This is a genomic window from Streptomyces sp. NPDC058284, from assembly GCF_042881135.1.
Lineage (GTDB): Bacteria > Actinomycetota > Actinomycetes > Streptomycetales > Streptomycetaceae > Streptomyces.
Genome location: NZ_JBHVYE010000004.1, coordinates 288,211 through 305,475, shown reverse-complemented (window position 1 = coordinate 305,475; position 17,265 = coordinate 288,211). Strand labels below are relative to the sequence as shown.

Sequence of the window (17,265 nt, the reverse complement as noted above, 5' to 3'; positions counted from 1 at the left end):
CCGCCACCGGGATCACCCGATGGCGGCCTCCCCGTCGTCGTTACGGCTTCGGCACCGCGTGCGGTCCGCACGTCACGTCCGAGGCGTCCACCTTGCCGGTCAACAGGTAGCTGTCGACGCGCTTGTTGACGCACGGATTGATGAGACCGGTGACGCCGTGCGAGCCGGATCCCTTCTCCGTGACCAGGCGGGAGCCCTTGAGACGCTTGTGCAGTTCGACGGCGCCGGGGTACGGCGTGGCCGCGTCACGGGTGGACTGGACGATCAGCGTCTTCGGCAGCCCCTTGTGGGTGCCGACCTCCAGCGGGCGCTGCTGCTTGCTCGACCAGGTCGCGCAAGGCAGGTTCATCCAGGCGTTGCCCCAGGTCATGAAGGGGCTCGACTTGTGGATGCGGGTGTTGTCGCGGTCCCACTTCTGCCAGCTGCGCGGCCACTTGGCGTCCGCGCACTCGACGGCCGTGTAGACGGCGTTGCTGTTCTCCGAGGCGGCGTTGCCCGCCTTGTCGGCCATGTCGGGAGCGGCCGCCTGGATGAGGGGCTTCGGGTCCCCGGCGACGTACTTGCTCCAGTTCGTGGCGATCTCGACCCAGGAGGAGTCGTAGTAGGGCGCGCTCTGGAAGTACGTCTGCAGCTCGGCGGGGCCGACCACGCCGTCCAGGGGCTGCTTCTTCGCGGTGGCCCGCAGCTTGTCCCACTGGGCGCGGACTTCGCCGTACGTCGTGCCGAGGTGGAAGGCGGTGTCGTTCTTCGCGACCCACGTCATCCAGTCGACCAGGCGCTTCTCGAAGGCCACGTCCTGGTCGAGGTTGACCTCGTACCAGATCTTGTCCGTCGAGGGGTTCACCACGGAGTCGAAGACCATGCGGCGCACATGGGCGGGGAAGAGGGTGCTGTAGACGGCGCCGAGGTAGGTGCCGTAGGAGACGCCGAGGAAGTTCAGCTTCTTCTCGCCGAGCGCGGCGCGGATCACGTCCAGGTCGCGGGCGGTGTTGGGCGTCGTCATGTGCGGCAGGAGGTGGCCGCTGCGCTCCTGGCAGCCGTCCGCGTACTCGGCGGCGAGCTTGCGCTGGGCACGCTTGTCGGCCTCGCTGTCGGGGACCGGGTCGAGCTTCGGCGCCTTGACGAACTCCTGCGGGTCCACACAGGACACGGGCGCGGAGTGGCCGACGCCGCGGGGCTCGAAGCCGACGAAGTCGTACGCCTTCGCGGTCTTCTTCCACAGCTCGTTCTTGGTGGTCACGCGGCGCGGGAAGCGCAGGCCTGAGCCGCCGGGGCCGCCCGGGTTGTAGACGAGGGCGCCCTGCCGCTCGCTCTTCCCACCGGTGTTGCCGATGCGGTCGACTGCGAGCTTGATCTTCTTGCCGTTCGGCTTGGCGTAGTCGAGGGGTACGGTCACCCATCCGCACTGGATGGGCTTCTCCAGGCCCCAGTCGGCGGGGCAGTCCCGCCAGTCGATGCCGGCCCGCGCGGCGCGCTGGGCGGCGAGAGCGGCACCGCGGGCCTCACGGTCCTTCCCGGAGCGGGAGGCGGCGGCGCTCTGCGCGCCCGCCTTGGCATCGGCGTTCGCCGTGGGAGCCGCGACGGCACCGGCTATGAGCGTCACCGTGACGAGGGCACCCGCAGATCCGAGCACCGCCGTCCGTCTGGTCCCTGGGGTCCTTCGCAAGTGGGGCCTCCCGTACATCGATTCGAGCAGATTCGATCAGTACGAGGGATCCTTGCGCTTGCGGGGGTGCGGAGAACAGACGCGATGGAAGATCTTTGCCAATCCGATAAACGGTGCGGGTGATACCGGTCATCGGTTACGGCAGGTCGGGGGCCTCATCCCGGTCCACCGGCACTCGTTGCGTGTCCGACTGAGTAGCCACGGCCCCGATGAAGTCCGTTATCGCGGCAACGACAGCGTCGGGCTGCTCGTCAGGGATGAAGTGGCCGGCGTCGGGCACGACGACTCCGGTGGTGTGGTCGGCCCATGGGCTGAGGGAGGCGGCCATGTCCGGAATGGAGCCGTGGCTGCTGGAGATTCCGAGGATGGGCACGCTCAGGTGCCGCCGCTCGAGCGCCTCGCGGTTCTTGCGCGCCGACTCCGCGGCGTCTCGGTAGTACGCGAGGGAAGCGCGCAGGCCGCCGTCGACGGCGAAGGCCGCCGCGTAGTGGTCGAGCTCCGCGGCGTCGAACGTGTCGGGAGACAGGGCCTTCGCCTTCAAAAACCAGCCGACATACTCGCGTTCGCGGCCGGCAAGCAGCGTCTCGGGCAGCTCGGGCACGGTGTGGAACGCGAAATGCCAGGTCTTCCACGCTCGGTCCGGGTCGGTGGGAATCACCTCCGGGAGCGTGATACCCGGAATTCCGGCGTCGAGCAGAGCGACCCCGCGCAGATGGCTCTCGAAGTTGAGGGCGAGGGAGAAGGCGACCCAGGCGCCGATGTCGTGGGCGATCAGGGTGTAGGTCGACACTCCGAGAGCCTGCACGGCGACGTGGACGTGCGCGGCGACCGTGTGCGTGTCGTAGCCGCACTCCGAACGCTCGGAGTGGCCCTGACCCGGCAGGTCGATCGCGATGACGCGGAACCGGTGGGTGAGGCTGGGCATCACCTTTCGCCAGGCCCACCAGGTCTGCGGGAATCCGGCGAGCAGGACGACGGCCGGGCCGTTCGGCTGTCCGCCTTCGACGGCATGCAGGCGGACGCCGTCCGCGTCGACCCAGCGGTGAGTGAATCCGGCCAGATGCTGCAGGGGGAGGTCGCGGATGGGGTTGTTCTCGGAGATGTGCGGAGTGCTGGTTGTCGGGCCGGTCACGGGGATCCTCCGTCGGTCTCAGGCGTGCGGTTGGGAGGGTGCAGCTGACGGCGGTGACTGCGACCAGGCGGTGCGCTTCTCGCTCGGCCGCGAAGCACGCGACAGCCCTGGCCATGACCGCGCTCGGAGGCTAACACATCTTGAACTGATCAGTTCAAGATGGAATAGTGCGGACCACAGTCCGAACCATCGACGCATCGGCAAGGAAGTAGCCGCGTGGCAGGCAAGAAGCAGTTCGACATGGACACGGTGCTCGACGCCGCGATGATCCAGTTCTGGCGCGCCGGTTACGCCGACACCTCACTGGACGATTTGTCCCGGGCGACCGGCCTGAACCGCAGTTCCATCTACTCCTCCCTCGGCGGCAAGGACACGCTCTTCCTGCGCTGCCTGGATCTCTACGCCGCACGCTACGGCGAGATGTACGACGCCGCCCTGACGTCCGCGGCCTCGGATCCCGTTGCCGCCGTCCGTGCGTTCTTCGACGTCACCCTCGAGCGCATCGCCGATCCCGAACTGCCTGATGGATGCCTGATCGCCCAGTCAGCCATGGCAATTCCGGTGCTGAGCCCGCGCGTCGCAGCGCACACCAAGCAGGCGCTCGGCTTCCAGCGCCTGCGCCTGTGCGCCGCGTTGAAGACCGGCCGGCTGACCGACCAGGACGCCGAGGCCTTCGCCGTACACGTGGCGGCTGTGAACCAGTCGCTCGCCGTCATGAGCAGGGCCGGGGCGAGCCCGGCGCAGCTCCGGGCCGTCGTGGGCGTGAGCGTTGACGCACTGTCGCAGGCATTGCGCGCGTAGCGAGCTGGCATGTGACCTGCTCCTCCTCTTGACCCACAGCGTGCGCCGACACTCCTCGCCTGAGCGTCACCGCGTGGGCATCGCCGCGTGGACGTTGCCGCGTGGACGGCAGCGCCTCTTGCCCATCAGGTGTGCAACCTTCGGGTCGACCGCTTCGCTGTACGCCCCGGTGAACCACCGCTGCACGAACAGGTCCACCTGGCCTGACGGGCGTCCCGGTCCGGTGACCAACGCCGCCGTCAGCCGGAGTGGCTGCGCGCGTGCTGAGCGAGTTCTACGCTTGAGGTCGTGGTCAGGTATCCGGACCAAGTCTCACGTCGTCTCGCGGCCGCCGTACGGGAGCCGTTGGACCGGGACGCCGTGGGGGAACTGATCTCCCGTGAGGTCGCCTCGTCCGTACCGCACGAGGCGATGAACTTGGTGGGGCTCAACCCCTGCACCGGAACGATTTCCTTCGGCTTCTGGCACCGCTATCCGCCCGATCTGGCCCGCGCGGTCATGCTCAACTGCTACTGGGGCGACGATCCGATGCGCCCGGTGGACCTCGCCCGGCAGCGAGTACCGATCGCGATGGCATGCGCTGCCCCGGAGTGCGTACCGGAAGGCTCCTCCATCGTGCCGACCGCAGCGGTGCGCACACGTGGGATCCTCCGGGAGCACGGCGCCGGTTGCGAGTTGCGGCTGCTGCTGCGCGATCGCCGGTACACCTGGGGCGTGCTGTGCCTGTTCCGCGAAAGCGGCAGGCGTCCCTTCGCAGCCCAGGACGCGGACCGGCTCATGGCGCTCGCACCGGCGCTCATCGCCGGACTTCGCTCCTACGTACAGGCAGGCCGGTCACTGCCGGCGAAGCCGCCCCCGCGGCCCGGCGTCATCCTGGTGGGCGCCGACCACACGGTGCGCGGCATCACCGCCGAGGCCCGGGAGTGGCTCGGGGAGTTGAGGGCAGCGGGCGTGTCCGAATGGCTGTCCTCTCCTGACTGGTCGGCGGTCGCCCTGGCCAGTGAGGGGGGCTCAGCCGTGAGTGCCCGGCCCCGTGAGCGGCCGGTGGTCTGCGTACCTGCGACGCATGCCGGACGCTGGGTCGCGCTGCACGCACAGTCTCTCGGCCCGTACGGCACCGAACCGCGCCGGGAGCGGTCAGGCCCCCGTGGCCGGGGGGCGGAACCGATGCCGAAGCAGGCGCCCGGGAGCGGCGACGGAACGGCTGTTGTCGTTCAGGCCGCCACCGGTGGCCTCCTGATGCCCGCGTTCGCCGCCTGGTACGGGCTCACTCCCCGCGAACGTCAAGTCGTCGAGCACTTCGCACAGGCCCGCACCTGCCGGCAGGTGGCCGCGGAGCTGGGCATCAGCCCCTTCACCGTCAACGACTACCTGAAGACGATCTTCCGCAAGACGCGAGTTCGTGGGCGAGACGAACTCATGGCCCTTCTGAACCACTCGCTGTGACCCCCGGGTCCCCCTGGGCCCCGGCATGCGACACCGTCATCCGACCTGATTGCTCCGAGCGGCCTGCGGACAGCCGCCCGGCGCCCGGCGCCCGGCGCGCGGCGTGCGGCGTGCGGCGTGCGGCGTGCGGCTTGGGCCCTCCCGCAATCCCCCAATGTCAGGGGTACTCCCGCTCCGTCGCCTGGCCCACTCTCGGTCACAAGGCGCACGTACGCCGCATGGCGTGCACACCAACGCGCCGCGGACCATGGGCGGTTATGCCCTGAAGGAGAAGAGCGAGATGACATCCAAAAGGCCGGAACAGGTGACCGGGACCGATGCGGTGACCGCGATCAAGGCGGAGCGGGTCCCCGAGGCGGAGGTCTCCGCCTCGGGAGCGTGGTGGACGGCCTTCTTCAGGGCGAGCCGCATCTTCAACAAGCGGATCGACATTCCTGTCGTACCCGGGAGCCTGCTGTTCGTGTCCCTCACCGAGTGCTCGCCCGGCAGCAACACCCCGTTCCTGGGGGACGCAACCGTGCACACCTACAACGTCGTTCCTTTCAACGGCTACATGATGCTCCGTGGGGAGGTCGACTGGGACGAGGACCTTCTCCTTCGCGCCAGCGTCTATCTGGCCTGACGGCTGCGGGCCGGGGGGCATTCCCTTCATGGGCGTACCACCCGCGCCCGCGTTCTTCCCACACTCCCGGCGCGAAGGGAGACGCGAGCTCACCGACCGGCTCCGGGCGAAGCGCTGCCGGGTCCGGCGACTGCGCCCGGCGAGCGGCGAGTGGCAAGCGGCGAGTGGCGAGTGGCGAGTGGCGAGCGGCGACCCGGTACGGAACCGGGAGGCCCGTCAATCTCCCGCACCGCCTTCGCGGTCGTCCGGTGCGTACAGGTCGAGGAGGCGGACCCTGGCCACCCGGAGGCGGTGAGCCAGGACCCGGCCCACCCAGTGGCCGACGACCGTGCCGAGGGCCGGGTCGTCCTCGCACATGAGGCGCACCGCCGGGGCGTCGAACTCGGCCGCCCGCACGGGGCTCTGGGCGACCGCGCCGAGCTGCCAGATATAGGGCGGGAACAGCCAGGACCAGCCGAGGAGCTCATCGCGCCCCAGCGTCTCGATCGACGTGAGCCGGTGGCCGGGTACGTGCATGTCGAGGACGACGGATCCGGTGCGGATGATCCAGAACCGGTCGGCGCGACCACCCTCATCGAAAATGCGGGTCCCTGCCGGGAACGACGCGTCACGCGCGATGCGCATCAAACGCTCGCGGTGCTCGGCGGGAAGAGCGCTCAGCGTGGTCGTACTGCTCATCGCCGTGTCTCCTTGTCCGCCGCCTCGCTCCGCACTGCCGTGGTTGCACCGGTCGTCATGTCGTTCTCCCGGGCCGAGGGGTCATTGCCTACGTTCCCAGGCTCGGGGCCCGGGCGGAGGCGGGTCAGGGGCCAAGCGGCCATATTCGGGGCCGCTCAGGCCGAAGTGTCGCGTGCGTTCAGCGCTGCTGCACCGGCATGGTCCAGGCGGCCACTTGGCAACGTCATTTCCTTCCGGGGAACAATGCGGAAAGATGGCGCTGTGCCCCGCCGCCCTACGCGCAGCAGAGAAGTCAGGCCACACCCACCTCGCCAGTCGCGAATAGCCATCTGGGTCGCTTCTGTCGCTTCAGTCGCCGTTGCACTCCTGACAACGATCGTTACAGGCGTTGCGGATCGGGTGGTCAACACATGGATGGACAGGGACAAGCCGCCAAAGATCGAAGAGACGAACATTCGATATTTCCGCCCCTTTGAAATCGACGAGAAGCTGAAGCCCATATACGCCAGCACGAAACGCGCCTCCGGTGAGTGCATCGACGGGTTCCTGAGCAGCGATCCGTCCACGCTGCGATGTTTCTCGCATTCGCAAGTGCTGGATCCCTGCTGGGCCCGGGAGAAGGACGCAGTGTGCCCCGGCACGCCATGGAGCCGCGAAGCCACACTCGTCAAACCGAAGTCCATGCCGACCCTCTCCCCCAAAGCGCACGAACAAATACAGCCGTGGGCACTGGAAGTTCAGAATCCGGACAGCCCGAGGAATTACATGCACTGCATCACCATGGGGGGGGCCACCGGAGACATCGCCGGGAAGCGGATAAGCTGGCTGTGCGTAGATGGAGAAGAGAACACTCTGGGTTACGCAGTGGGATCTCCCATTCAGAAACATAAAGGGCCATGGATGATATATTTCGCCGCAAGCAAAAGTGCGGATGTGGTTCTTGCCCCGATCAGGACCTTGTGGAAGTAGCTCCAACTACAACGTTCCGGGCTCGATCAGCCCTAGGACCTGGCTCCGGTGGCGCCTGGATGGGGTTGTTGCACATGCCGTAGCGGCATGTGGTGGGGTCGGGGCACCACAGCACGAAGGGCTCTGTCTGCGATGTACCCCTCCCTCACGCCTCCCCGGCAGGTCAAGATCGGTGATGCCGCTGCGTTCGCCGGGATCACCCCACGCGCCATCCGCCATTACCACGAGATCGGTCTGCTGCCAGAGCCCGAGCGCGGCGGGGACGGCCGCCGCCGCTACGGCTATGACGACATGACCCGCCTGCTATGGATCCGCAAGATGGCTGATGCCGGTATCAGCCTGGACGACATGCGGGCCGCCTTCGGCGAAGCCCGGGATGAAGGTGGAGACGAAGCCCTGGACCAAGCCCCGGATATCGAGTCGGTCCTGAGCAGGCTGGAGGAAACCTTGGCGGCGCAGGAGGCCGCCATCAAACGTCGGCGCGCGGCTGTCCAGCGCCTGCAGGCGGTGGGCAGCCCACTGGGGCTGCTCTCCGAACTGGTCACGGACCGACTCAGCCACCTGCCCCCGGACGCGCTGCGTCCCTCCGATCTGGACGCCCTGCTGGTCACGGAACGGATCTTCGGGCCGCTGGGCGCCGCCATCCAGGCCGGCACGTTCATCGTGCTGGCCAGCCGCCCCGACCTGCGGGCCGAGGAGGACCGTCTTGAGGCGGCCGAGGCCGCCCTCGACGACGGCGTCGAACCCGACGACCCGCGCGTCGAAGAGCTCGCCGTACAGCGATGCGCTCACCAAATGGCCCTCAATCAGGCCATCGAGGCAGCTGGTCTCGACGCGGCCGATGAGGAGATCTTCGAGATCTACGACGCCGATTTGCAAGGGGAGGAGGGCACAGAGATGAGTGCCGCCGCAGCGATGACCAAGATGCCTTACGACTTCTCTCCTGCCCGGATGCGCTGCGTGGAACTCGCCGGACGGCTCTTCGGCGAGGCCCTTGCCGACGCACACTCCGCGGACAGCTGATCGCCTGTGCCTGGCACTGGCGTGGCCCGACAACCGGTCGCGTTCATCCGCGTGTGACCGATCGGGTCAGACGTCGAGCCCAGGCCGTAACCAAAGGTGACAGCACAACTGGCCGTACGTGGGGATTCCGAACTGGCCGCTGACACCCTCCTGGAAGACGGCCGCCTCGCCGTGTGAAACTACGCCGACGGCACCGATCCAGCTCACACCGGCCCCCGAACCGTCAGATGCATGGCCCCCCTCTTCCGTACCGCCTGGCTCAACTCGTGTGACGGAGCCACTGCAGTCCCTGGTCTTTCGACATCACCCCGCGCCAGACATCCGCAAGGCCTGGCCGGTGCGCGCGAACAGGAAGAGGAGAGACGACGCATGAGCGCTCATCCTGGCGGCACGGAGGCCACGACGTCCGCGAGCGGCCCGCGCCCGCCCATGACACGGTTCGACGACATCTACGACCTTCCCGACCCCCGGGCCTTCTTCCGCGCGCTGGGCGCGTGGCAGTACCAGACCCCTCATCACGCCCAGCCGTTTTTCCGGCGTCTGGTGGACGTCCTCGCCGCGGACGGGGCACGTGGCGACCGAGCCGTCACCGTGCTCGACATTTGCTGCTCGTACGGAATCAACGCAGCTCTCCTCAACCACGACCTCACCCTGCAGGATCTGTACGCGCACTACACGGATCCGGCGGTGGCCCGGCTGACTACCGCCGAACTGATTGCACGCGACCGCGCCTACTACGCGGCCCGCCGCCGCCCCGGAGCGGCCCGCGTGATCGGCCTCGACGTGGCCCACCACGCCGTCGATTACGCCTGCGCAGTCGGACTCCTGGACGCGGGTTTCTGCGAGAACCTGGAGACCACACCGCCCTCCGCAGCCCTGCTGAGCGCCACCAGCGCCACCCGCCTGATCACCGTCACCGGCGGGGTCAGCTTTCTCTCGCCCCGCAGCTTCCGACCCTTTCTGGCCGATGTCGGTAAACCGCCGTGGGTGGCCGCCTTTGTGTTGCGTACCGGCTCCTACCAGACCATCTCCCACGAGCTGGAGTCCTTCGGCCTGGTCACCGAAAAGGACGTCGCACGGACCTACCCGCAGCGCCGGTTCACCAGCCCCCAAGAACAGCAATCCGCCATCGACGCGGTGGCGGCAGCCCACGAGGGCCCCGAGGGCAAGGAGACCGACGGGTACTTCCACACCGCACTGCACCTGTCCCGGCCGGCCGAGGACATCGCAGCCATCCCGCTGGCCGCCCTGACAAAGGACGCAACGGATCCGGCGGCCGGGCCGCGAGACCCCGTACAGGGATAACCGTCCGCCAGTGCTGCCGCGCAGCAAGGGCGGCCAGGAGCATCCGGTGGCGAACCATGGGACCGGGCCAAATGTCTCCCGTGCCACCGGCAGTACGGGCAGGGGAGCACGGCAGCTCCCGGTCGGCGGATGGCAGTACAAGCACCACTGAGGAGTACGTCGCCGTCTTCCAAGAGGACCTGATCCGCTCCTACCGGGCCTTCCCGGACCAACGGCGAGCCACACGGCCCATAGAGGAATATCGTGAACCCACGACCGACGAATGGCGCGAGTTCCAGGAACACTTTCACACCCGCAAGCTGGAACTCGGCGACTGCGCACGACCTTAACCCCGTACCAGCACGAGCACTCGTGCTTCTCTGAACTACATTCGCTTGGTTGAGGGTCTGATCGGCACGTACTGTCAAGTGACGACTTCCACGGAAGCGGGTCGGGGGAACGGCATCATTTCCCATCCCAAGGGCCAGTCCGGATCTCGTTGCTCTGCGGCCTCGACCTCAAGGCGCCGGGGAACACGCCATGTCCACCATCGAGCACCTTCTTCGGGGCGGTCAGGCCACGGAATCGTCGCGCGGCGATAGCGAACATCGATGCAATCGAGTTCCGGTTGCCTGATCGCGCGAACACGTGAGGGCAGCAACGGCCAGACTCCCGCGAGTGCGTTCCGGCATGAGAGATCGTTGTCGAGCTCCGGCGCGCACCACGAGTAGCCCTCCTCCACCTCGTCCACCAAAGCGCTCCACTGTGCGAGGAGGGAGTTGAGGGAGTGGGCTTGTGCTCCACCTCCGGTGCTGATGACACGGGCGAGGGCTGCCCTGACGGCGTCGTACTCTTCAGCGCTCAGAGCGATTTCGTCCGTGTGGCTGTCTGCCGGATCCATGCGGCGACTCCTGCTGAACATGATGGGACGGCGCGGGTTAACTCACCTTTTGGCGGAGCTGATTGTCGCGCTCAGAGTGCGCAAGGCGTCGTCGTATTGGTGGCGGTCGAAATGGAACGGACCGAACGCCGTGTAGTCGCCGTTGTGCGGTGGGGCTGCTCGAAAGCATCCCAGATCACGAGGTCGGCTGTCGCGGTGATGCGGACCATGAGCGGCCAGCATCCCCACTCGCCGCATTCACAACCCAGAACCGGTGTCTTCGGCCCCATCGCGTTGGTGGACCGTCCGGGGAAGTGCTCCAGCATCGGGCCGAAGTGGAAGAACTCCGGGATCAGACCGCCGTAGGCGTCGCCTGCGGGCTGCATCCCGGCCGCGATCTCGAACCCGTCGATCAGCTCGGTGAGTGGTGCTCCGTCGATGCGGGCAACGATCACGAGCGGGCCGCCGTCGCCACGCTGCCGCAGTCGAACCGGATGTCATTGCTGGTCATCCAGTGATTGTGCCAGCGAAGCCGTTCCCTCCACCTGGGTAAATTGAGCTGGGACTATGTGTGGCATGCCGAGGTCGATCGCCGTACCGCCGGAAGTTTGTCGGTCCATGTGAGCGAGCTTGTCTTCGGCGCCAGCCAGGCTGACCCGGAGCCCTTCGACTTCTCCGAGCCATCCTTCACGCTCGGCCTCGGCGATGCGGGCGACGAGGTTCTCGCGGATCTCCTCCAACCGGCCGCGCTGAGCCGGGTCCGGCCGGAGAAGCGAACAACGAACACAAGCGTGTTCATGAACACAAGGGGTTGAAAAGGCGCGACCGCAGGTGCCGATGGAGACCTTGCGCTTCTCGAAGTGTGCGAGGAAAGCGTCCCATTCCTCCTCGGTCGGCGTCCGATACTCTTCGCTGGGTCGGCTGGCCCGGCGACGGGCGATGAAAGCGCGGTGGGCCTCGATGGTCTCGGCCGGGTAGATCGCCTTGTAGCCCATCGTCGTATCAAGACTCCGATGCCCGCAGAGCACTTGCGCGATGTGCGGTGGCAGGCCGTTCATGATGGCTTCGGTCACGAAGATCCTGCGGAAGTCGTGCGGGGAGAAGACGAGCGGTTCTCCGCCTCATGACACGTCGCGCCTGTGCGACGGTCGGCGGCACCGACCACAGGGGCGATCACGCCTGGTTGGTGTCGCAGCTCGCCCGTCAGGTGTTGGCCCCTCGGGCCGCCACCGCCCAGCGGTCCACGACCTGATCGCCCTGCACGATGACCAGCTCATCGGCCAGGTTCACCGGTGTGCACACGTGGTTGGGGACGACTGCCACCACGGTGCCCAGCGATGGGGCCTTCATGCCCTCAGGAAGCACCACTGTGGCGTGATGCTCCGACAGTGACGTGAGGGACGCGCCCGGAAAGGCGGGCAGGTACCCGTGGCCAGTGACCCACGGTGACCTGTCGGAGCCCAGTACCTTACTGCCGACGTCCAGCACGAAGCGTCCGGTGGCCGGTACGCTCACCACGGTCGCGATGGCGTACAGGGCCAGGTCGGTTGAGGTGCAGGTCCCGATGGCCAGCTGGGTCGCGTCGTTGAAGACATACACGCCGGGCCGCAGCTCGTTGACCGCGCCGGGCTGCCACCGCCCGGCCGTCGGCGTCGATCCCCCGCTGACGACCCGCGCAGACAGACCTACGGCCTTCAGGGCTTCGACCGCCTCGCCGAGCGCCAGCTCCTCCTCGCGCGCCGCATTTTCCCGGGCCTGCGGGTCGTAGCCGTAGCCGTGTCCGGGGAAGGTGAATACCCCTGCGACGTCGAACCCGGCATCGGCGGCCGCCTTGCCCACCGCGGCGGCATCGGCCGGGAGGACTCCGGTGCGGTGGTGACCGCTGTCGACCTCGACCACCACTTCGACCGGGCACGCGGCCCCCCGAACTGCCCGCCCCAGACGCTGAACACCCTCCACAGAGTCGGCGCCGACCCGCAGGGCCGCGGTCTCCGCCAGTCGACGCAACCGCCGAGCCTTGCCGTCGTCGACCCACAACGGGTAGGCGATGAACAGATCAGTGGCACCGCCTCGGGCGAACACCTCCGCCTCAGCAACGGTGGCCACCGTCAGACCCACTGCCCCCGCGCCGATCTGCCGGTCGGCGATCTCCAGGCACTTGTGCGCCTTCGCGTGAGGACGTAGCGCAAAACCGCCTGCCCCGGCCGCGGCTGCCATCCGGGTGATGTTCCGTTCCATCACCTCTACGTCGACCAACAACGCGGGTGTGTCCATACCTTCAGGAAGATCTGTGCTCATATACATGCACCTCCACCGGAAGATCACGCACAGACGATCATGCGTGGTTCCCGTCAAGGACACATGAGACACGGATCCCTGGCGACAAGTTCAGCAGGTTGGCCGCATGCCTTCTGCACTTGTTGTCGGCTACGACCCGCAAGCGATACCTGGCGTCGACGGAGAGGCTCTTCGTCTGGCGCTCGACGCGGAGCCGGCCCGGTTCGGTGAGCACGGCATCGACGCGGCCATGGCTCTGATCGTGTGCGACGAATCGGCAGAACCCACCCTCGTCGCATCGTTGACCAGGCATCCGTGGGACGTCGTGGTCGTCGGCGGCGGGATCCGCAAGACCGAGCCGCTGCTCCCGCTCTTCGAACAGATCGTGAACCTGATCCGGCGCCATCGCCCCAGGCCGCCATCGCGTTCAACACCAGCGGCGGGGACAGCGTCGAGGCGGCACAGCGGTGGCTCTGAAGCCGGGCCGCTCCCGCTCGATCACGCCCTGAGTGGCGCTTCCCCGCGGGCGACCTGCCGGACGAGGACCTCGCGATCGATGCACTGGCCTTGCCCCCCGCTGCCGCATGAGCCGGGTCCAAGGTCCGGACAGCCGCCCGATTTCGCCGCGCTCCGATCACGGGCACTACTTAGTGGTACTGTGTAGCGGTACTCGGTACTACGCAGTACCGCTAGGGCCGAGGAGGACTCGCGATGGACGATCTGACGGAGATGCTCAAGGGCACGCTCGAAGGGTGCGTGCTCGAAATCATCAGCAGCGAGGAAACGTACGGGTACGCCATCACTCGCCAGCTGAACGAGCTCGGCTTCACCGACGTGGTCGAGGGCACGGTCTACACCATCTTGCTGCGGCTGGAGAGGAACAAGCTCGTCCAGGTGACGAAACGACCGTCCGGGGTCGGACCGCCGCGCAAGTTCTACGCGCTCAATGACGCCGGACGCGAAGAACTCGCGAAGTTCTGGACGAAATGGCAGTACGTGTCATCACGCATCGACAAGCTAAGGGAGGGCGGGAGATGAGCTTCTGGGAGACCATCACAGGCAGCGATCTCACCAGGGATTGGAAAGCGTTCGAGGCCAGGGCGGAGGCCCTGCCGGACGACCATCGAGCGGCATGGGACCAGATCAAAGTCCACCTCCTCCCCCATGGGGACTTCACCGGCCGCAACCTGATGCCGATCCTCGACGCTGGCCTTGGGCTGCTCGAGGAAACAGCGGCGGACGGGCAGAGCATCCACGAGGTGCTCGGCGACGACATCCCAGGCTTTTGTGCGGCGCTGGCCGGCGGGGAAGGGGCCCGCACCTATCGCGACCGGTGGCGCGAGCAGTTGAACAGGAACGTCGCAAGGAAACTGAACCGGCTGGGAGGCTGACGTGAGCATCCAGGACATCATCGAGGGCAAGAAGCAGTGGCGGGCCCACCTGGCTCGGGTCAAGGCGCTCCCGCCGGACTACCAGATCGTCTACAAGGAGATGCAGAAGTACCTGTTCAAGGTCGGTCCTATCGACCTGCTCAACGGGCCCCTGCTCCCCGGAATCGTCGACTTCTTCGAGGAAGGCGCCGCCGACGGCAAGGGAGTCTTGGAACTCATCGGGAGCGATGTCGCCGCCTTCTGCGATGGCCTGATCAAGGACTCGCGCACCTATGCGGACGTCTACCAGGAGTCCCTCAGCAAGGAAGCCGGTAAGGCCGAGAAGTAGCACCCGCGCGCCCCATACCGGCGGGCGCAGCAACCCGCACGCCGCGGCTCGTTCGCCTCGGCACAGCGCCGACCGTGCACAAGCCGACCGGTCGCCGCCAGTCCTCCAGCCTCCGAAGGGAAGCAGACATGCCTCCATCTGTCATGCCCACATCCAGTCACCGTGACGGTCATCCGTCGCCGACCGCCATCTCCGCCACCGGGTTACGCAAGTCTTACGGAGACAAGCTCGTCCTTGACGGTATCGATCTGCACATCCCCGCCGGGTCCGTGTTCGCGCTGCTCGGCCCGAACGGCGCAGGCAAGACCACCGCCGTCAAGATCTTGTCCACGCTGATCACTCCCGACGCCGGAGACCTGCACGTCGGCGGCCACGACCTCGCCGCCGACCCGCAGGCGGTACGCGCAGCGATCGGCGTCACCGGCCAGTTCTCCGCCGTCGACGGCCTCATCACCGGTGAGGAGAACATGCTCCTGATGGCGGACCTGCACCACCTGCCCAAGAGCGAGGGGCGACGGGTCGCCGCCGAACTCCTGGAGCGCTTCGACCTGGTGGAGGCGGCGAAGAAGCCGGCCTCGAACTACTCCGGCGGCATGAAGCGCCGCCTGGACATCGCCATGACCCTGGTCGGCGACCCGCGGATCATCTTCCTCGACGAGCCGACCACCGGCCTCGACCCACGGTCCCGGCACAACATGTGGCAGATCATCCGGGAGCTGGTCACGGGCGGTGTGACCGTCTTCCTCACCACCCAGTACCTGGACGAGGCCGACGAACTCGCCGACCGGATCGCCGTCCTCAACGACGGCAGGATCGTGGCGCAGGGCACCGCGGAGGAACTGAAGCGGCTGATCCCCGGCGGGCACATCCGGCTCCGCTTCACCGACCCGGTCGCGTACCAGTCGGCCGCTGACACCCTGCGCGAGGTCGTCGCCCGGGACGACGAGGCGCTGTCGCTGTCCATCCCCAGCGACGGCAGTCAGCGCGAACTGCGCTCCCTCCTCGACTGGCTCGACTCCGCCGGTATCGAGGCGGACGAGTTGACCGTCCACACCCCCGACCTCGATGACGTGTTCTTCGCCCTGACCGGCCCGCCCACCGTCCCCAACCAGCCGAAGGAGACGGCCCGATGAGCTCCCTCTCTCTCGCCGTACGCGACTCGCACACGATGTTGCGCCGCAACCTGCTGCACGCCTGGCGCTACCCGTCCGGGACTCTGAACCTGCTGCTCACGCCGATCATGATGCTGCTGCTCTTCGTCTACATCTTCGGCGACGTGATGAGTGCCGGTATCGGTGACGGCAGCGCGGACCGCTCCGACTACATCGCCTATATCGTTCCCGGCCTGCTGCTCATGACCATCGGCAGTACCGTGATCGGGGCCGCGGTGTCCGTCTGCGTGGACATGACCCAGGGCCTCACCGCTCGCTTCCGCACGATGGCGATCTACCGGGGATCGCTGCTGGTCGGGCACGTCGTCGGCGGCGTGCTGCAGTGCGTGATGAGCGTGGTTCTTGTCGGCGCTGTGGGGGTGGCGATGGGTTTCCGCTCCACGGATGCCACCCCGCTGGAGTGGATCGCGGCGTTCGGGCTGATCACCTTGTTCGCCCTGGCACTCACCTGGGTCGCGGTCGGCATGGGCGCGGCCAGTCCGAACCCCGAGGCGGCCGGCAACATGGCCATGCCGCTGATTCTCCTGCCGCTCATCTCCAGCGCCTTCATCCCGGCCGAAACGATGCCGGGCTGGTTTCAGCCGATCGCCGAGTACCAGCCCTTCACCCCCGCCATCGAAACCCTCCGTGGCCTGCTCCTCGGCTCCGGAATCGGCAACAACGGCTGGATCGCGATCGCCTGGTGCGTCGCCCTGACCGCGCTCGGCTACCGCTGGGCAACGGCGCAGTTCAACCGCGACCCGAAGTAGAGGTGGGCGGGGTGGCGAAGTCGGTCGCTCTGTCACCCGATCGAGGCATCCGTCAGCGAACCCGGGCGCCCCTCGCCCAAGATCGTCCAGAGTGGGCTGGGACGCGCCACACGCCCGCCTCATCGGCGGTCTACGGTGCCGAGACGCCGCGCCTCCCACCGCGGTCGCCCGAGGAGGAATTCTGTGCCATCACCCTGTGACCCCCAGCATGCTCCTGCCGGCGATGTGGGCGCAGCGCTCATGATGGTCGACTCACGGCTCAAACAGATCCGGGACGGCAGGACCGAGACCGGCCCCGACCAACAGGCGATGATCGACCAGTACATCGCGTCCCTGGGCCCCGGCGGGGCCGATGACCTGCTGGATGGCACGTGCACGCTCATCTATCTGTTCATGCAGTGGCTGCGGACGGCCTATGAGGACCACGACAAGGACGTCATCGAGTACGTGGTCCCCAACCTCGTTGCCTCGATGCGCATGATGCCCAAGAGCGCCCGCCCCGAGGCCATCCCCACCATGGTCGGCCTGGTCGTCGCCGCGGGGACCGGCCTGAGCCCGAATCTGTGGCGCCAACAGTACGGAGACTGGACCGAGGAAGAGCTGACCCCCCTCGAAGCGACCACCTTGCTGCTCGCGGAGCACATCAACCGCCTCACGGACAACCCCGACTTCGCCACCCGCATGGTCACCGAAGCGCTGTCCAGGGCGGACGAAGACGGATGTGCCGGGTCTTAGAGCTGCGTTTCCGCTGCGGCGCAGCCCAGCCCCTTGGCTAGCGAGCGAGGGCCGGGCCGGGAGAGCACGGCCAGGTGGAATGGCCGTAACAACCTCACCCTGGAACCAGGAT

The 17,265-nt window shown here is 67.4% G+C and carries 19 protein-coding genes and 1 pseudogene; 13 read left to right on the top strand and 7 right to left on the bottom strand.

Going from position 1 to position 17,265, the window contains the following annotated elements:
* Positions 1-40: 40 nt before the first annotated feature.
* Both ACFVYR_RS09040 and ACFVYR_RS09035 read right to left on the bottom strand, forming a co-directional pair.
* Positions 41-1,684 (bottom strand): alpha/beta hydrolase, encoded by a 1,644-nt coding sequence (locus ACFVYR_RS09040; protein ID WP_384252718.1) that lies wholly within the window; start codon positions 1,682-1,684, stop codon positions 41-43.
* Between the two features lie 118 nt (positions 1,685-1,802).
* Complete coding sequence (locus tag ACFVYR_RS09035) at positions 1,803-2,798, bottom strand: alpha/beta fold hydrolase (protein WP_384252720.1); 996 nt, start codon at positions 2,796-2,798, stop codon at positions 1,803-1,805.
* 216 nt (positions 2,799-3,014) lie between these two features.
* On the opposite strand from ACFVYR_RS09035, the gene ACFVYR_RS09030 reads away from it, so the two are divergent.
* The 3 genes from ACFVYR_RS09030 (at position 3,015) to ACFVYR_RS09020 (ending at position 5,667) form a co-directional block, all read left to right on the top strand.
* Positions 3,015-3,599: a TetR/AcrR family transcriptional regulator gene (locus ACFVYR_RS09030; protein ID WP_384252723.1), complete on the top strand. Its 585-nt coding sequence runs from the start codon at positions 3,015-3,017 to the stop codon at positions 3,597-3,599.
* Between the two features lie 288 nt (positions 3,600-3,887).
* Positions 3,888-5,045, top strand: a complete 1,158-nt coding sequence (locus tag ACFVYR_RS09025) for a helix-turn-helix transcriptional regulator (RefSeq protein ID WP_384252725.1) — start codon at positions 3,888-3,890, stop codon at positions 5,043-5,045.
* A gap of 280 nt (positions 5,046-5,325) precedes the next feature.
* Entirely contained in the window at positions 5,326-5,667 is a 342-nt protein-coding gene (locus tag ACFVYR_RS09020) for a hypothetical protein (RefSeq protein ID WP_384252727.1), read from the top strand.
* 216 nt (positions 5,668-5,883) lie between these two features.
* On the opposite strand, the gene ACFVYR_RS09015 is transcribed toward ACFVYR_RS09020, so the two are convergent.
* Positions 5,884-6,345, bottom strand: a complete 462-nt coding sequence (locus ACFVYR_RS09015; RefSeq protein ID WP_384252730.1) for a Crp/Fnr family transcriptional regulator — start codon at positions 6,343-6,345, stop codon at positions 5,884-5,886.
* Between the two features lie 414 nt (positions 6,346-6,759).
* On the opposite strand from ACFVYR_RS09015, the gene ACFVYR_RS09010 reads away from it, so the two are divergent.
* From ACFVYR_RS09010 to ACFVYR_RS09000, 3 genes are all read left to right on the top strand, one after another.
* A complete protein-coding gene (locus ACFVYR_RS09010) occupies positions 6,760-7,314 on the top strand; it encodes a hypothetical protein (RefSeq protein ID WP_384252732.1) in 555 nt (184 codons plus the stop codon).
* A gap of 132 nt (positions 7,315-7,446) precedes the next feature.
* Positions 7,447-8,337: a MerR family transcriptional regulator gene (locus ACFVYR_RS09005; protein WP_384252734.1), complete on the top strand. Its 891-nt coding sequence runs from the start codon at positions 7,447-7,449 to the stop codon at positions 8,335-8,337.
* A 369-nt stretch (positions 8,338-8,706) separates the two neighbouring features.
* Positions 8,707-9,642 (top strand): hypothetical protein, encoded by a 936-nt coding sequence (locus ACFVYR_RS09000; RefSeq protein WP_384252737.1) that lies wholly within the window; start codon positions 8,707-8,709, stop codon positions 9,640-9,642.
* Between the two features lie 403 nt (positions 9,643-10,045).
* Here the strand turns inward: ACFVYR_RS09000 and ACFVYR_RS08995 are convergent, their stop codons facing one another.
* The 4 genes from ACFVYR_RS08995 to ACFVYR_RS08980 form a co-directional block, all read right to left on the bottom strand.
* Positions 10,046-10,522 carry a hypothetical protein gene (locus tag ACFVYR_RS08995; RefSeq protein ID WP_384252739.1) on the bottom strand — a complete coding sequence of 159 codons (477 nt, stop codon included), beginning with the start codon at positions 10,520-10,522 and terminating at the stop codon, positions 10,046-10,048.
* Positions 10,523-10,593: 71 nt separating this feature from the next.
* Complete coding sequence (locus tag ACFVYR_RS08990; protein ID WP_384252742.1) at positions 10,594-10,956, bottom strand: hypothetical protein; 363 nt, start codon at positions 10,954-10,956, stop codon at positions 10,594-10,596.
* 42 nt (positions 10,957-10,998) lie between these two features.
* On the bottom strand, positions 10,999-11,574 hold the full coding sequence (locus tag ACFVYR_RS08985) for an integrase (protein ID WP_384252745.1): 576 nt from the start codon (positions 11,572-11,574) through the stop codon (positions 10,999-11,001).
* 130 nt (positions 11,575-11,704) lie between these two features.
* Entirely contained in the window at positions 11,705-12,799 is a 1,095-nt protein-coding gene (locus tag ACFVYR_RS08980; RefSeq protein WP_384252747.1) for an alanine racemase, read from the bottom strand.
* A gap of 106 nt (positions 12,800-12,905) precedes the next feature.
* Here ACFVYR_RS08980 and ACFVYR_RS08975 point away from each other — a divergent pair.
* The 7 genes and pseudogenes from ACFVYR_RS08975 (at position 12,906) to ACFVYR_RS08945 (ending at position 17,153) form a co-directional block, all read left to right on the top strand.
* Positions 12,906-13,255: pseudogene (locus tag ACFVYR_RS08975) on the top strand (hypothetical protein).
* A 234-nt stretch (positions 13,256-13,489) separates the two neighbouring features.
* Complete coding sequence (locus tag ACFVYR_RS08970; RefSeq protein ID WP_384252750.1) at positions 13,490-13,816, top strand: PadR family transcriptional regulator; 327 nt, start codon at positions 13,490-13,492, stop codon at positions 13,814-13,816.
* Complete coding sequence (locus ACFVYR_RS08965) at positions 13,813-14,169, top strand: DUF1048 domain-containing protein (protein WP_384252753.1); 357 nt, start codon at positions 13,813-13,815, stop codon at positions 14,167-14,169. Before ACFVYR_RS08970 ends, ACFVYR_RS08965 begins: the two co-directional genes overlap by 4 nt.
* A gap of 1 nt (position 14,170) precedes the next feature.
* Complete coding sequence (locus ACFVYR_RS08960) at positions 14,171-14,497, top strand: DUF1048 domain-containing protein (RefSeq protein ID WP_384252756.1); 327 nt, start codon at positions 14,171-14,173, stop codon at positions 14,495-14,497.
* A 128-nt stretch (positions 14,498-14,625) separates the two neighbouring features.
* Positions 14,626-15,630 (top strand): ATP-binding cassette domain-containing protein, encoded by a 1,005-nt coding sequence (locus ACFVYR_RS08955; protein WP_384252759.1) that lies wholly within the window; start codon positions 14,626-14,628, stop codon positions 15,628-15,630.
* Positions 15,627-16,418 (top strand): ABC transporter permease, encoded by a 792-nt coding sequence (locus ACFVYR_RS08950; protein ID WP_384252762.1) that lies wholly within the window; start codon positions 15,627-15,629, stop codon positions 16,416-16,418. The genes ACFVYR_RS08955 and ACFVYR_RS08950 overlap by 4 nt, the downstream gene beginning before the upstream one ends.
* 183 nt (positions 16,419-16,601) lie before the next feature.
* Positions 16,602-17,153 (top strand): hypothetical protein, encoded by a 552-nt coding sequence (locus ACFVYR_RS08945; RefSeq protein WP_384252765.1) that lies wholly within the window; start codon positions 16,602-16,604, stop codon positions 17,151-17,153.
* Positions 17,154-17,265: the final 112 nt, after the last annotated feature.